General features: G+C 66.5%; 8 protein-coding genes. 3 read left to right on the forward strand and 5 right to left on the reverse strand.

Annotated features, from left to right (window positions below; genetic code table 11):
• Positions 1 to 54 precede the first annotated feature (54 nt).
• Positions 55 to 1,920: an ABC-F family ATP-binding cassette domain-containing protein gene (locus tag ABE543_RS16305; RefSeq protein WP_053519381.1), complete on the reverse strand. Its 1,866-nt coding sequence runs from the start codon at positions 1,918 to 1,920 to the stop codon at positions 55 to 57.
• Positions 1,921 to 2,254: 334 nt separating this feature from the next.
• On the opposite strand from ABE543_RS16305, the gene ABE543_RS16310 reads away from it, so the two are divergent.
• Both ABE543_RS16310 and ybaL read left to right on the forward strand, forming a co-directional pair.
• Positions 2,255 to 4,642 (forward strand): TonB-dependent receptor, encoded by a 2,388-nt coding sequence (locus tag ABE543_RS16310; protein ID WP_346475900.1) that lies wholly within the window; start codon positions 2,255 to 2,257, stop codon positions 4,640 to 4,642.
• 179 nt (positions 4,643 to 4,821) lie between these two features.
• Positions 4,822 to 6,519 (forward strand): YbaL family putative K(+) efflux transporter, encoded by a 1,698-nt coding sequence (gene ybaL / locus ABE543_RS16315; RefSeq protein WP_053519386.1) that lies wholly within the window; start codon positions 4,822 to 4,824, stop codon positions 6,517 to 6,519.
• 181 nt (positions 6,520 to 6,700) lie between these two features.
• Here ybaL and ABE543_RS16320 read toward each other — a convergent pair whose 3' ends face one another.
• From ABE543_RS16320 to ABE543_RS16330, 3 genes are all read right to left on the reverse strand, one after another.
• Positions 6,701 to 7,987: an aminotransferase class V-fold PLP-dependent enzyme gene (locus ABE543_RS16320; protein WP_053519387.1), complete on the reverse strand. Its 1,287-nt coding sequence runs from the start codon at positions 7,985 to 7,987 to the stop codon at positions 6,701 to 6,703.
• A 151-nt stretch (positions 7,988 to 8,138) separates the two neighbouring features.
• Entirely contained in the window at positions 8,139 to 10,724 is a 2,586-nt protein-coding gene (gene clpB, locus ABE543_RS16325; protein WP_065182585.1) for an ATP-dependent chaperone ClpB, read from the reverse strand.
• A gap of 192 nt (positions 10,725 to 10,916) precedes the next feature.
• Entirely contained in the window at positions 10,917 to 11,738 is an 822-nt protein-coding gene (locus ABE543_RS16330) for a DUF3014 domain-containing protein (RefSeq protein WP_346475901.1), read from the reverse strand.
• Between the two features lie 171 nt (positions 11,739 to 11,909).
• Between ABE543_RS16330 and ABE543_RS16335 the strand changes: the two genes are divergently transcribed.
• A complete protein-coding gene (locus ABE543_RS16335) occupies positions 11,910 to 12,620 on the forward strand; it encodes a glutathione S-transferase (RefSeq protein ID WP_065174750.1) in 711 nt (236 codons plus the stop codon).
• 26 nt (positions 12,621 to 12,646) lie between these two features.
• On the opposite strand, the gene ABE543_RS16340 is transcribed toward ABE543_RS16335, so the two are convergent.
• The gene (locus ABE543_RS16340; protein WP_346475902.1) at positions 12,647 to 14,257 is read right to left on the reverse strand and encodes a hypothetical protein; all 1,611 of its coding nucleotides are present in this window, start codon (positions 14,255 to 14,257) and stop codon (positions 12,647 to 12,649) included.
• Positions 14,258 to 14,858: the final 601 nt, after the last annotated feature.

The following is a 14,858-nucleotide window of genomic DNA, read 5'->3' on the forward strand; positions in this document are numbered from 1 at the left end:
CCCGGCGAGCGCAGTGCATCGGGAACACCACCGGGCATGGCCCGGCGCCCTCCATCAGGACTCCAGCAGTTCCATCCAGGCAGCTTCAGCCTTTTCCAGCTGCGCAGCGGCCGTTTCGCGATCACGGCCCAGCACGGCCATGCGGGTGCTGTCGGCATAGTTGGCCGGGTCCGCCAGTTGACGGTCCAGTTCGGCCAGGCCGGCTTCCAGCTCGGCCACCTTGGCTTCCGCCGCGGCCAGCTTGTGCGGATTCACCGGCTTCTTCTGCACGACCTGCGCCACCGGTGCGGTCTTGACCACCACCGGCTCTTCCACCTGCTCCATGCGCGCCTTGGTGCCCTGCGCCTGCGGACGGGTGCGCAGCCACGCAGCGTAGGCGTCGAGATCTCCGTCGAACGGCTCGACCACGCCATCGGCCACGCGCCAGTACGTATCGCAGACCAGGCCGATCAGGTGGCGATCATGGGAGACCATCACGATCGCGCCTTCGAAGGTTGCCAGCGCTTCGGCCAGCGCCTCGCGCATTTCCAGGTCCAGGTGGTTGGTCGGTTCGTCCAGCAGCAGCACGTTCGGCTGCTGCCAGGCGATCAGCGCCAGCGCCAGGCGCGCACGCTCACCACCGGAGAAGCCATCGACCGGCTCGAATGCACGATCACCCGGGAAATTCCACTTGCCGAGAAAATCGCGGAACGACTGGTTCGGCGCATCCGGCGCGATCTCGCGGAAATGCTCCATCGGCGACTGGCCTTCGTGCAGCGACTCGACCGTGTGCTGTGCGAAGTAGCCGATCTTCAGGTCCGGATGGGCCATGCGCTCTCCGGCAATCGGTGCCAGCTCGCCCACCAGGGTCTTCACCAGGGTGGTCTTGCCGGCGCCGTTGGGGCCGAGCAGGCCGATACGCTGTCCCGCTTCCAGACCAAAGCCGACGTTGTGCAGGATCACGGCGTCCTGGCCATAGCCCGCCTCGACATGATTCAGGCGGATCAGCGAGAACGGCAGCTTGGCGGGCGGCGCGAACTCGATACGGAACTCGCGCTCGGCTCGCACGGCCTCGGTACCGGCCAGCTTGGCCAGACGCTTCATGCGGCTCTGCGCCTGCGCGGCCTTGCTGGCCTGCGCCTTGAAGCGGTCGATGAAGCTCTGCAGGTGGGCCCGCTCGGCCTGTTCCTTCTCGTGCGCGATCTGCTGCTGGCGCAGCTGCTCGGCACGTTGGCGCTCGAAATCGGTGTAGCCGCCCGGGTACAGCTTGGCGCCGCCCCCATGCAGGTGCAGGGTGTGGGTGGCGACGTTGTCGAGGAACTCGCGGTCATGCGAAATCAGCAGCAGCGTGCCGGGGTACTTCAGCAGCCACTGTTCCAGCCAGTACACCGCATCCAGATCGAGGTGGTTGGTCGGTTCGTCGAGCAGCAGCAGGTCGCTGGGCATCATCAGCGCGCGGGCCAGGTTCAGGCGCACGCGCCAGCCACCGGAGAAGGAGGACACCGCGCGGTGGTGGGTCTCGGCCGGGAATCCGAGGCCGTGCAGCAGCTTGCCGGCACGTGCTTCGGCGTCATAGGCGCCCATCTCGGCCATCCGGGTATGGGCATTGGCCACCGCCTCCCAGTCTTCACGGGCGGTCGCATCGGCCTCTTCGGCCAGCACGGCGGCCACTTCCGTATCGCCACCGAGCACGAAGCTCAACGCCGGATCCGGCAGCGACGGGGTTTCCTGGGCCACGCTGGCAATGCGGACCTTGCCGGGCAGGTCGACGTCGCCCTTGTCGGCCTCCAGTTCGCCCTTCACCGCCGCGAACAGGCTGGACTTGCCGGCACCGTTGCGGCCGACCACGCCCACCCGGTAACCGGCATGCAGGGTCAGGTCGACGTTGGACAACAGCAGCCGCTCGCCGCGGCGCAAGGCGAAATTACGAAGCGAAATCATCGGGGGAGGGGTCCATATAACCGGATGGAATGTGCTGGTAAGCACTGTTCCTGCGACGCAATTCTAGCGTTAACGAATACTTGACGCGCCCCGGGATGCGCAGCGGCTGGCGTTTGCTCTCTCCCATGTCCTCACCGCACGCGTCCCGGGCCCTCTCATGATGCTGCCCATCGCGGCTAAATGGTTGCTGCTGCAACGTTTTTTCCGATGGCCGGCATTTGACAGGCACTGAATATCCCGTTAATTCCTATTTTGCGCACCGCAACAACCGTCGTCCGCTTCACCTCGTGATGTCGATACCGGTGCCGTCCCCGCCAACCGGAGTTCCGTCCCGATGACCCGCAAGACCAGCCTGATCGCCGCCGCCGTCGCTGTCGCACTCGGTGGCTCTCCGTTCCTCGCCGCCGCCCAGCAGAGCGGTACTGCCGCCAACACACTGGACACCGTGATCGTCACCGGTACCCGCGTGGCCGACCGCACGGTCGCCGAATCGCAGTCCCCGATCGACATCATCACCCCCGAGGTTCTGCAGTCCACCGGCACCAGCGAACTGGCCACCGCGCTGTCGCGTGCCCTGCCCTCGCTGAACTTCCCGCGCCCGGCCCTGACCGACGGCACCAGCGGCGTGCGACCGGCGCAGCTGCGTGGCCTGTCACCGGACCAGGTGCTGGTGCTGGTCAACGGCAAGCGCCGCCACACCTCCGCCATGATCAACGTCAACGGCAGCATCGGCCGCGGCTCGTCGGCGGTGGACATCAATGCGATTCCGATCGCCGCCATCGAGCGCGTTGAAGTGCTGCGCGACGGCGCTTCGGCGCAGTACGGCTCGGACGCCATCGCCGGCGTCATCAACATCGTGCTCAAGGGCAGCGGCAGCGGCGGCAGCCTGGCCGTCGACTACGGCCAGTATTCGGCCGGCGATGGCAACAAGTACCAGCTCTCCGGCGATACCGGCGTGGAGTTCGGCAGCGGCCGTGGCCGCCTGCACGTGGCCGGGCAGATCAGCCAGCAGGATGAAAGCAACCGCGCCGGTCCTTACCAGGGCAGCACACCGAACACCGGCAATTTCCCTGGCATCGGCGAGACGACCTTCGTGGTCGGCGATCCGCGCGTGGATGCGACCGCCGCCTCGGCCAACGCCAGCTTCGACTTCAGCGACCGCGTTACCGGCTACGCCAGCGCGTTGCTCAGCAACCGCGACATCACCTCGTTCGCGTTCTACCGCTCGCGCAACCACAGTGGGCAGGGCGCCCTGCTGGCCCAGGTCTACCCCGACGGCTTCGTGCCGCAGATCAACCAGTACTCCAAGGACCGCTCGCTGGTGGCCGGCGTCAAGGGCAGCACCGACAGCGGCTGGACCTGGGACCTGAGCCTGAACCACGGCGAGAACACCCTGGATTTCCACACCCGCAACACCATCAACTACAGTCTGGGCACGGACAGCCCGAGCTCGTTCTACGACGGCACGTTGAAGTACCAGCAGGACATCTTCAATGCCGACCTGACCAAGTCGCTGGACTGGGGCCTGGCCTATCCGGTGACGCTGTCCTTCGGTGGTGAGTACCGCAAGGAGAAGTGGGACCAGAACCCGGGCGAGCTGAATTCGTACACCGGCAGCGGCGCACAGGGCTTCGCCGGCTTCACCCCGACCAATGAAGTGCATACCGACCGCCACAACTATGCGGTCTACGCCGGCCTGGAAGCGGACCTGACCGAGAAGTTCTCCGCCGGCCTCACCGGGCGCTACGAAGACTATTCGGACTTCGGTGACCGCTTCTCCGGCAAGCTATCGGCACGCTACGCGTTCACCGACAAGGTCGCGCTGCGGGCCACCGCGTCCAGTGGCTTCCGCGCGCCATCGCTGGGCCAGCAGGGCTACCAGGCGGTGACCAGCACCATCATCAACGGTGACTTCTTCGAACGCGGCACTTTCCCCACCACCAGCCCGGCCGCACAAGCGCTGGGCGCCTCGCCACTGAAGGCCGAGACCTCCACCAGCTACAGCCTGGGCCTGGTGCTGCAGCCGGTGGACCGCCTGTACGTGACCGTCGATGCATACCAGATCGACATTGACGATCGCATCGCGCTGTCCTCCAACATCACCACCACGCCGGCTGCCGCCGCGCTGCTGGGCGGGCTGGGCCTGCCGCAGGTGACGGCCTTCTCGTACTTCACCAACGCACTGGACACGCGCACGCGCGGCGTGGACTTCGTCTCCAGCTATACCGTGCCCTTCAGTGCCAGCAGCCTGGAGCTGACGGCGGCCTACAGCTACAACGAAACCGAAGTGAAGCGGGTGAACGGGTCGCCGTCGGTGTTCCCGACGCTGGGTATCTCGCAGTCGCTGATCGGCCGCGATGAGATCGGCCGCATCGAGGACAGCTATCCGCGCGACAAGGCGATCCTCAGCGGCACCTGGCGCTCGGATCATTGGGAGCTGGGCCTGGCAACCACACGCTACGGCAAGTTCACCGTGCGCAATTCGGCCACCGCGCTGCGTGACCAGACCTACGGTGATGCCTGGGTAGTGGATGCCTCGGCCAGCTACAAGCCGAGCAGCAACTGGACCCTGACCGTCGGCGCGGACAATCTGCTGGACAAGTATCCGGACCGGACGGCGGACCTGCAGAACTCGACCTTCGGCATGCTGCCGTACAGCAACTACTCGCCGTTCGGCTTCAACGGCGCGTATGTGTACGGGCGTATCCGGTACACCTGGTAAGCGGCACCGGTAACGCCGGGCCGCGCCCGGCGGCGCGGTGGAACCTGCATCCCTTCTGTTCCGGCAGAAGGGATCGGCCCTGTACTGCTCAAACCATCCGTTCCACCTGCCGGGTTTGCTGCATCTGGCCGCTTGGGTGAAAATCGGGACATCCCCCTCCCCGAACCCTGCGAGTGCCGATGCACCATGACACCGACCTGATCAACATCGTCGCCGTTGGCCTCGGGCTCGCCTTCATCTTCGGCGCGCTGGCCAACAAGCTGCGCTTGTCTCCCCTGGTCGGGTATCTGGTTGCTGGCATCTGCGTGGGGCCATTCACCCCGGGGTTCGTCGCCGACCAGGCGCTGGCCAACCAGCTGGCCGAACTGGGCGTGATGCTGCTGATGTTCGGCGTCGGCCTGCACTTCTCGCTGAAGGACCTGATGGCGGTCAAGGCCATCGCCATCCCGGGTGCCATCGGCCAGATCGCAGTGGCCACCCTGCTCGGCTGGGGCGTGGCGTGGTTGATGGGCTGGCCGACGCTGCATGGGGTGATCTTCGGCTTCTCGCTGGCCACCGCCAGTACCGTGGTCCTGCTGCGGGCGATGGAAGAGCGCCGCCTGCTGGAGACCATGCGCGGCAAGATCGCAGTGGGCTGGCTGATCGTGGAGGATCTGGCCTGCGTACTGGCACTGGTGATGATGCCGGTGCTCGCCGGCGTGTTCGGCCCCGATGCGGCCAAGGAAACCCACACCGTCGGCAGCGTGCTGGCCGATCTGGGCTGGACGTTCGTGCAGCTTGGCCTGTTCGTGGCCGTGATGCTGGTGGTCGGTCGGCGGGTCATTCCCTGGATCCTCGAACGCATCGCCGGCACCGGCTCGCGCGAGCTGTTCACCCTGTCAGTGCTGGCGATCGCACTGGGCGTGGCATTCGGTTCGGCCATGCTGTTCGGCGTGTCCTTCGCGCTGGGCGCGTTCTTCGCCGGGATGCTGCTCAACGAATCGGAACTGAGCCACAAGGCGGCGCATGATTCGCTGCCGCTGCGCGATGCGTTCGCGGTGCTGTTCTTCGTTTCGGTGGGCATGCTGTTCGACCCCAACATCGTCGTGCAGCATCCGTGGCAGGTACTGGCCACGGTGCTGATCATCATGTTCGGCAAGTCCGCCGCCGCCTTCTTCATCGTGCGTGCGTTCGGCCACCCGAGCAGCACCGCGCTGACCATCTCGGCCAGCCTGGCGCAGATCGGTGAGTTCGCCTTCATCATCGCCGGCCTCGGTGTCTCGCTGCAGATCCTGCCGAAGGAAGGACAGTCGCTGGTGCTGGCCGGTGCACTGGTGTCGATCATGCTCAATCCGCTGGTGTTCGGCCTGCTCGACCGCTGGCAGGCGAAGCAGGAGCAGCTGCCGCAGGCGCCGGAGCCGGAAGAAGCCACCGGGCCCTCGCGCGACCTGCATGACCACGCCATCGTGATCGGCTACGGCCGGGTTGGCAGCGAGCTGGCGCAGGTGCTGCGCGACCGCGGCGTACCGGTGCTGGTGATCGATGACAACAAGGACCATGTCGAGCGTGCACATGCCAGTGGCCTCGCGGCGATCCGTGGCAGCGCCGCGGCCGACCGGGTGCTGGCCGAGGCCCACCCGGAGCGCGCCAAGATCGCCGTCCTGGCCATTCCGCAGCCATTGGAAGCCGGCGAAGCGCTGGCCAAACTGCGCGCGATCAATCCCGAGCTGACCCTGCTGGCACGGGCACACAGCGATGCTGAAGTGAAGCACCTGCTGGAACATGGCGCCGATGGCACGGTGATGGCCGAGCGCGAGCTGGCCTATTCGCTGGCGGAGATGATCATGTCCACCCCGCCCTACCGGAATCTCGGCCAGCACAGCATTCCGGTGGTGTGAGGCAGGGCGGACGGCGTAGCGCCGGGCCACGCCCGGCGGCTGCCATGAAAAATCCCCGGTCGACCCGCATCGACCGGGGATAGGTAACACCAGTGCCACGCCTTGGAGAGGCAGCTCCACCGTAGCGCATCGCGGCGGCGGTGGTGATCGCCACTGGCGATTACGACCAAGCGCCTGGCTATCAGGCGCCGGCCAGCGCCTGCTGCAGGTCGGCCTGCAGGTCGCCGATGTGCTCGATGCCGATCGACAGCCGCACCGTGTCTTCGCTGACCCCGGCACGGGCCAGTTCATCGGCATCCAGCTGGCGATGGGTGGTGGATGCCGGATGGGTGGCCAGCGACTTGGCGTCACCCAGGTTGACCAGCCGCGTGAACAGCTTCAGTGCGTCCAGGAAGCGGGCACCGGCCTCACGTCCGCCAGGAAGGCCAAAGGTCAGCACGCCTGAGCCCTGCCCACGCAGGTAACGCTGTGCGCCCGCATGCTCAGGGTCATCCGGCAGGCCGGCATAGCGCACCCACGCCACCTTGGGATGCTGCTTCAGATACTGCGCCACGGCCAGCGCGTTGGCGTTGATCCGTTCCATGCGCAGGGCCAGGGTCTCGATGCCCTGGAGGATGAGAAACGCATTGAACGGCGACAGTGCCGCGCCGGTATTGCGCAGCGGTACCACCCGCGCACGGCCGATGTAGGCGGCCGGGCCGAGGGCGTCGGTGTAGACCACACCGTGATAGCTCGGGTCCGGCTGGTTGAGACGGGCGAAACGCTGTGGCTGCGCCGTCCAGTCGAAGCGGCCCGAATCGATGATCGCTCCCCCCAGACTGTTGCCATGGCCGCCGAGGTACTTGGTCAGCGAGTGCACCACGATATCCGCGCCATGCTCGAACGGGCGCAGCAGGAAAGGCGTGGCAACCGTGTTGTCGACAATCAAGGGCACGCCGGCGGCATGGGCGACTTCGGCAATCGCGGCGATGTCGGTGACATTCCCGCGTGGATTGCCGATCGACTCCACGAACACCGCCTTGGTACGGCTGTCGATGAGGGGAGCAAAGGCTGACGGATCGGCCGGGTCGGCGAACCGCGCCTGGATGCCGTACTGCGGCAGCGTATGCGCCAGCAGATTGAGGCTGCCGCCATACAGCGCACTGGCGGCGACGATGTTGTCGCCTGCTTCGGCGATGGTCTGGATCGCATAGGTGATCGCAGCCTGCCCGGATGCCAGCGCCAGCGCACCGATCCCGCCTTCCAGCGCGGCCAGACGTTGCTCCAGCACGTCGGTGGTGGGATTCATGATGCGGGTATAGATGTTGCCCTGCACCTTCAGATCGAACAGATCGGCGCCGTGCTGGGTGTCATCGAAGGCGTAGGCCACGGTCTGGTAGATGGGCACCGCCACTGCGCGCGTGGTCGGGTCGGGCCGGTAGCCGCCGTGCACGGCCAGGGTTTCCAGTTGCCACTGCGGATCACTCATCGCGTCAGGTTCCATCCGGGGAAACCTGCACGATAGGCGACCCCACCGCGCACGCTGAGAGCCGCTGGCGATGAGCCCGTAACCTGTGGTTATCAGGACCTGCCCGGCAGCCCGCAGGTTCCCGCCCCCATGGGCGGGAACCCGGCCGACATCAGGCCTTGGCGAACACCAGGTGACCGCCGTCGTTGCCGACCTCGATGGTGTCACCGTTGGCGAAGGCGCCCGACAGGATCTTCTGTGCCAGCGGATTCTCCAGCTGCGACTGGATCGCGCGCTTCAGCGGGCGTGCGCCGTATACCGGATCGAAGCCCACATTGCCCAGCAGGTCGAACGCGGCATCGGACACCACCAGCTTCAGGCCGCGCTCGGCCAGCCGCTTCTCCAGCCCGCGCATCTGGATGCGCGCGATCTGCTTGATCTGCTGCTTGTCCAGCGGGTGAAACACCACGATATCGTCGAGGCGGTTGATGAACTCCGGACGGAAGTGCGCCTGCACCACCCCCATCACTGCGGCCTTCATCTGCATGTAGGCCTCCGGGCTGTCGTCACCGCTCATGTCCTGGATCTGGTGCGAGCCCAGGTTCGAGGTCATCACGATGACGGTATTGCGGAAGTCCACCGTGCGGCCCTGGCCATCGGTCAGGCGGCCATCGTCCAGCACCTGCAGCAGGATGTTGAACACGTCCGGATGCGCCTTCTCGACCTCGTCGAGCAGGATCAGCGAGTACGGACGGCGACGCACGGCTTCGGTCAGGTAGCCCCCTTCCTCATAGCCGACGTAGCCCGGAGGTGCACCGATCAGGCGGGCGACGCTGTGCTTCTCCATGAACTCGCTCATGTCGATGCGGATCATCGCGTCGGCGCTGTCGAACAGGAATTCGGCCAGGGACTTGCACAGTTCGGTCTTGCCGACGCCGGTCGGGCCCAGGAACAGGAACGAGCCGGCAGGCCGGTTCGGGTCGGACAGGCCCGCGCGTGAGCGACGCACCGCGTCGGACACCACCTTGATCGCCTCTTCCTGGCCGACCACGCGGTTGTGCAGCACCTCTTCCATCCGCAACAGCTTGTCGCGCTCGCCTTCGAGCATCTTGTTCACCGGGATGCCGGTCCAGCGCGACACGACCTCGGCGATCTCCTCATCGGTCACCCGGTCCTGCACCAGCTTGAAGTCCTTGTGCTCGGCTTCCTGGGCAGCCGCCAGCTGCTTTTCCAGTTGGGGCAGCAGCCCATACTGGATCTCGCTCATCCTGGCGAAATCCTGCCGGCGCTGCGCGGCTTCCAGCTCCAGCTTGGCCTGCTCCACCTGCTCCTTGATCTTCGTTGCGCCCTGCAGCGCGGCCTTCTCCGACTTCCAGATTTCATTGAGGTCGGAGAATTCGCGCTCCAGCACCTCGATGTCATTCTCCAGATCGGCAAGGCGCTGCCGCGAGGCGTCGTCCTTCTCCTTCTTCAGCATTTCGCGCTGGATCTTAAGCTGGATCACGCGCCGCTCCAGCCGATCCAGTTCCTCGGGCTTGGAGTCGATCTCCATGCGCAGGCGCGAGGCGGCTTCGTCCATCAGATCGATGGCCTTGTCCGGCAGCTGGCGGTCGGTGATGTAGCGGTTGGACAGCGTGGCCGCAGCAACGATCGCCGGGTCGGTGATCTCAACGCCGTGGTGCAGGGCGTACTTCTCCTTCAGCCCACGCAGGATGGCAATGGTGTCCTCCACCGAAGGCTCGCCCACGAATACCTTCTGGAAGCGGCGTTCCAGTGCGGCATCCTTCTCGATGTACTTGCGGTACTCGTCCAGCGTGGTGGCACCGATGCAGTGCAGCTCGCCGCGCGCCAGCGCCGGCTTCAGCATGTTGCCGGCGTCCATCGCACCGTCGGCCTTGCCGGCCCCGACCATGGTGTGCAGCTCATCGATGAACAGGATGATCTGCCCTTCGTTCTTGGCCAGGTCGTTCAATACGCCCTTCAGTCGCTCCTCGAATTCACCGCGGAACTTGGCGCCGGCGATCAACGCGCCCATGTCCAGTGACAGCACGCGCTTGCCGCGCAGGCCCTCGGGCACTTCGTCGTTGATGATGCGCTGGGCCAGCCCTTCCACGATCGCGGTCTTGCCCACGCCGGGTTCGCCGATCAGCACGGGGTTGTTCTTGGTCCGGCGCTGCAGTACCTGGATGGTGCGGCGGATTTCCTCGTCACGGCCGATCACCGGGTCCAGCTTGCCGCTCTCGGCGCGCGCGGTCAGGTCGATGGTGTACTTCTCCAGCGCCTGGCGCTGCTCTTCGGCGTTCTCCGACTGCACGTTCTCGCCGCCGCGCAGCTTGTCGATCGCCGACTGCAGACGCGCCTTGTCGGCACCGGCGGCGCGCAGCGCCATGCCGAGCGTGCCGCCATCCTCCAGCGCCGCCAGCACGAACCACTCGCTGGCGATGAAGGCATCGCCGTGCTGCTGGGCCAGCTTGTCGGTGTGGTTGAGCAGGCGGTTGAGATCATTGCCGATCGACAGGTTGCCGGCCTGCCCGGACACCTTCGGCAGCGCGTCCAGCGCCTCGTCCAGGCGCTCGCGCAGCACCGGTACATTGACACCGGCCTGCGCCAGCAGCGGGCGCGTGCTGCCGCCCTGCTGGTCCAGCAGTGCGCTGAACACGTGGACCGGTTCGATCATGCTGTTGTCGCGGCCCACGGCCAACGACTGCGCGTCCGCCAGCGCCTGCTGGAAACGCGAAGTGAGCTTGTCCATCCGCATTGCGAATCCTCATCGGTCGTCAGTGCCGGCCCGTGCCGGCGATGCTGGAAAGATGCGGTTGCACCACCCGGTTTCAAGGGTGGCTGCGACTGCACCCCGGGGCCAGTCAGCCTGGGGCCAGCATGCCGGAGCGGGTGTGGTCGGCGCGTTGATCCGGATCAGTTACGCATGGCAGGCCGCGCCCACGATCGCTCAGCGCGTGATCGCGCTGCGGATCGCCCGGAGCTGCTGCTTGACCGCCCGCGATTGCGCCACATCCATGCGCAGCAGGGCCTTCTGGCCAATCGAGCGCGCCTGCAGATCCGGATCCACGAAGCGGTAGCGGCCCCGTTCATCGCGTTGAACGAGGGGCGCCTGCTGCGGCTCCGGGGTCTCCAGCAGATGGTCGATCACCGCCACCAGGCGATCATTGAAGTAGCCCTCTGGCCGCCCAAGATCGACATAGGCCTGCTGGATCAACGGGTAGAAGCGCTTGTACGCCGTAGCCGTTGCCGCCGGGTCCAGCGCGGTGAATGCCTGCACATAGGGCGCATAGCGCGCGGCGTTGCTGGCGGCGATGCGTTCCCCGCCCTCGCCCGGCTCGACCTGCAGGCTCCCCGGCAGAGGCCGCGCGGCCAATGCGGTCGGCGGAACACTGGGCTTGTCCAGATTGTCGACCTGGGTCACCAGGCGCTGGATCAGGTGATCGCGCAGCAGCAGGGTGAGCGGCCCCTCCCCCTGGAACAGCTGGCTCAATGCGCTCCAGGCCGCGATATCGCTGTCGGCCAGTTTCGGCAGCGCGGGATCGGCCGCGGCTTCGGTGTCCAGCGGATGCTGGATGGCGGGCGGCGCCGGTGCGGTTTCTGCGGCCGCCTTCGGTTGTGGCGGTGCGCCAGCACTGGCGGGGGGCGACTGCACCGGCACCGGGACACCGTCCGCCAGGCTCTTGAGCTGATCGCGGAACAGCCAACCGCCCGCGCCACCGATCACCACCACACCCAGCACCCAGGGCCATACCGCCTTTCCACTCTGCATGATGCAGTCCCTCGTTTTCCATCTGCATGGACAAGGTGTGACCCTCTCGATTCCCGAGGGTTCCCCGCGTGTTCCGCTGCCGTTGGGGTTGGCGCCGCACGCAGGGCACGCTCACGCCTGCTTTGCGCGCGCTGCGCGAGGCTGTGCATCTTGTCGTGGAGAGACCGTGTCATGCACTACGCATTGTACTACTGGACCGGCATCCAGGGACGTGGCGAATTCGTACGATTGGCCTTGGAAGACGCTGGCGCCGACTACATCGACATGGCGCGGATACATGGCGACGCCGTGATGCAGCCCTTTCTCGATGGCCACAGTGAGGGCGCGCAACCGTTCGCCCCCCCGTTCCTCAAGGCGGGGCGACAGGTCATCGCGCAGGTCGCAGCGATCCTGGATTTTCTCGGCCCGACCCTGGATCTGGTGCCGCAGGCCGCGGCGCGGCGCATGCAGGCGCTGCAGTTGCAGCTGACCATTGCCGACCTGGTGGCTGAAGTACACGACACCCACCATCCGATTGCCGCGTCGAAGTACTACGAGGAACAGAAGACCGAAGCCAACGCACGTGCGGCGTCATTGCGCAGCGAGCGGCTGCCGAAGTTCCTCGGCTATTTCGAGCAGGTGCTGGCGGCCAACGGTGGCCGCCATGCACTGCGCGAGCACTCCTACGTGGATCTGTCGCTGTTCCAGCTGATGAGCGGGCTGGACTACATGTTCCCGCGCCGGATGCAGGCACTCACGCCGCGCCTGCCCCTGCTGCGGGCACTGCAGGAGCGGGTGGCGAAGCGACCGAACATCGCTGCCTATCTCGCGTCGGAGCGGCGATTGGCGTTCAACACCAACGGCATCTTCCGCCACTACCCCGAGCTGGACGGAGAGCGGTAGCGCCGGGCCATGCCCGGCGTTCCCGGTCAATGATCGGCGCGATCACCCAGCGGCTTCACCGCCTGCTTCTGCAGCGACAACAGCCCCAGCAGCAGTGCCAGCGCCACGTAAGCCCCTGCAAACTGCCAGCTGATGGTACGCGCCAGGCCTTCAAGGTCCCACGGCAGGTAGATGCCGCCGCGCGGATCCACCGAGTGGATCAGGCCGAACAGGGTCAGCACAGTCGCCACCAGCAGGAAGCCGCAGGCACGGCGCAGACGGCCGTCAACCATCGCGGCCACGGCGGAAATCCACAGCATCGAGGTGATGATGAAGCCGTTGCCCAGAGTGAAGATCACGGCCAGTTCCGGCAGGCCGTGTCCATCGAGCTTGGTCAGCAGCTGCGGCAGCTGGTCCGGTGCGATCCAGCCCGGCGCTTTGATCGCCAGCAGGTAGGCCACCGAAGGCAGGAAGCCGAACACCATCGCTCCGGCGTGCTGTCGCGGTGTGGCCTGGAAGGCCTGGGTGGTGATGTCGATGGCGACGTACACGATGATCGGCGCCAGCACCGCCAGCGGCAGCCACTGCACCAGCCCGGAAATGATGCCCAGCATGCCGCCGATGCCGACGAACAGGCCCGTCAGCAGCGTGTACCCGCTGCGTGCGCCCATGTGCTTGTATGCAGGCTGGCCGATGTAGGGGGTGGTCTGCGCGACACCGCCGCAGACACCGGCCACCAGCGTGGCCACCGCTTCCACCAGCAGGATATCGCGGGTGCGGTAATCATCTCCGGCCGCGCGCGCGCTCTCGGACACGTTGATGCCACCGACCACCATCAGCAGGCCGAACGGCAACAGCAGCGGCAGGTAGGTCATTGCCGTGGGCAGGCCGTCCAGGAAGCCCAGCGTCGGCAGCGGCAGCACCACCTGCGGCGGCGTCCACGCCGGCACGTGGAAGCCGGGGGCCCCCAGTCCCGCCAGACCGAGGCCGTAGTACAGGACGGTGCCGAACACGAACGCCAGCAGCACACCGGGGCCACGCACCGGCAGCCGGCCCTTGGCGATCAGCACATACAGCAGCAAACCCAACGTGGTGAAGCCGACCAGTGGCGAACGCAGGGTTTCCAGCAACGGCAGCAGGCCCATCAGTACCAGTGCGATGCCGGCGATGGAGCCGAGCAACGCTGCACGCGGCAGCGCGCGGGTGACGGCTTCCCCGAAGAAGGAGAGCACCAGCTTGAGCGCGCCCATGATGACCAGCGCCGCCATGCCCAGCTGCCAGGTCGCAATGCCGGCGGCATGCGGGTCCATGCCCTGCTGCTTGAACGCGACGAACGCCGGACCGAGTACCAGCAACGCCATGCCGATGCTGGTGGGTGCATCCAGCCCCAGCGGCATCGCCGTGACGTCATCACGCCCTGTGCGTGCCGCCAACCGGCGCGCCATCAACGTGTACAGCAGATTGCCGATCAGCACGCCGAAGGCGGTACCGGGAAACATGCGGCCGAACACCACGTCGGCGGGAAACTGGAAGATGCCGACCAACGCCATGGCGATGAAGCCGAGGATGGAGAGGTTGTCGACGACCAGGCCGAAGAAGCCATTGAAGTCACCGGCGACGAACCAGCGACGCGGTGCGGCGGAAGCGGGAGCGGACATGGAAGGGGCGATGGGGGTGGGGAGCGCCGATGGTAGGCCCAGCGGGGCCGGCGCGCCAATTCCACGGTGGAATGATGGGTTCCAGCCAACGGCGGGGCCCCTCGTGGCCGGGCGCAAATCGCAGATCCCGGGCTGGCCCGTGCGGGTGGGCGGCGCGGGGGACGCCCTGTACCCACACCAGGGGGGTTTGGCCCGGCCTCCCAGCCCCGGACCCCCCCCCCCCCGGCCCCCCCCCCCGCCCGGCCCCTGACAGTTTCCCGCGTGTGCCAGCCACGGAAGAGAATCAAAAGATCAAAAGCAAAGGCAGGCTCTCGTTGTAGCGCCGAGCGCATGCTCGGCTGCCATACGCGAAGCCTCTGAGCCGAGCATGGCTCGGCTACAGAAGATCATCCCGATCACTCCTTCGTTCATCCACGCATGGCGTGGATCTACCGTGTCGACCAAGGTCGACACCCATCAGGCAACAGCCATGCCATTCCGACAGATCACAGGAATCTGTCGAAGGCGGGGTGGGTCCGGTTGCGGGGGTGTCCGCGGCATGGATGCCGCGGCCAAGCCCCCAAGGACGGGTTTACGGCGTCCCCCGCAACCTGACCCACCC

Source organism: Stenotrophomonas sp. TWI169, from assembly GCF_039674705.1.
In the GTDB taxonomy this organism is placed as follows: Bacteria; Pseudomonadota; Gammaproteobacteria; order Xanthomonadales; family Xanthomonadaceae; genus Stenotrophomonas; species Stenotrophomonas maltophilia_P.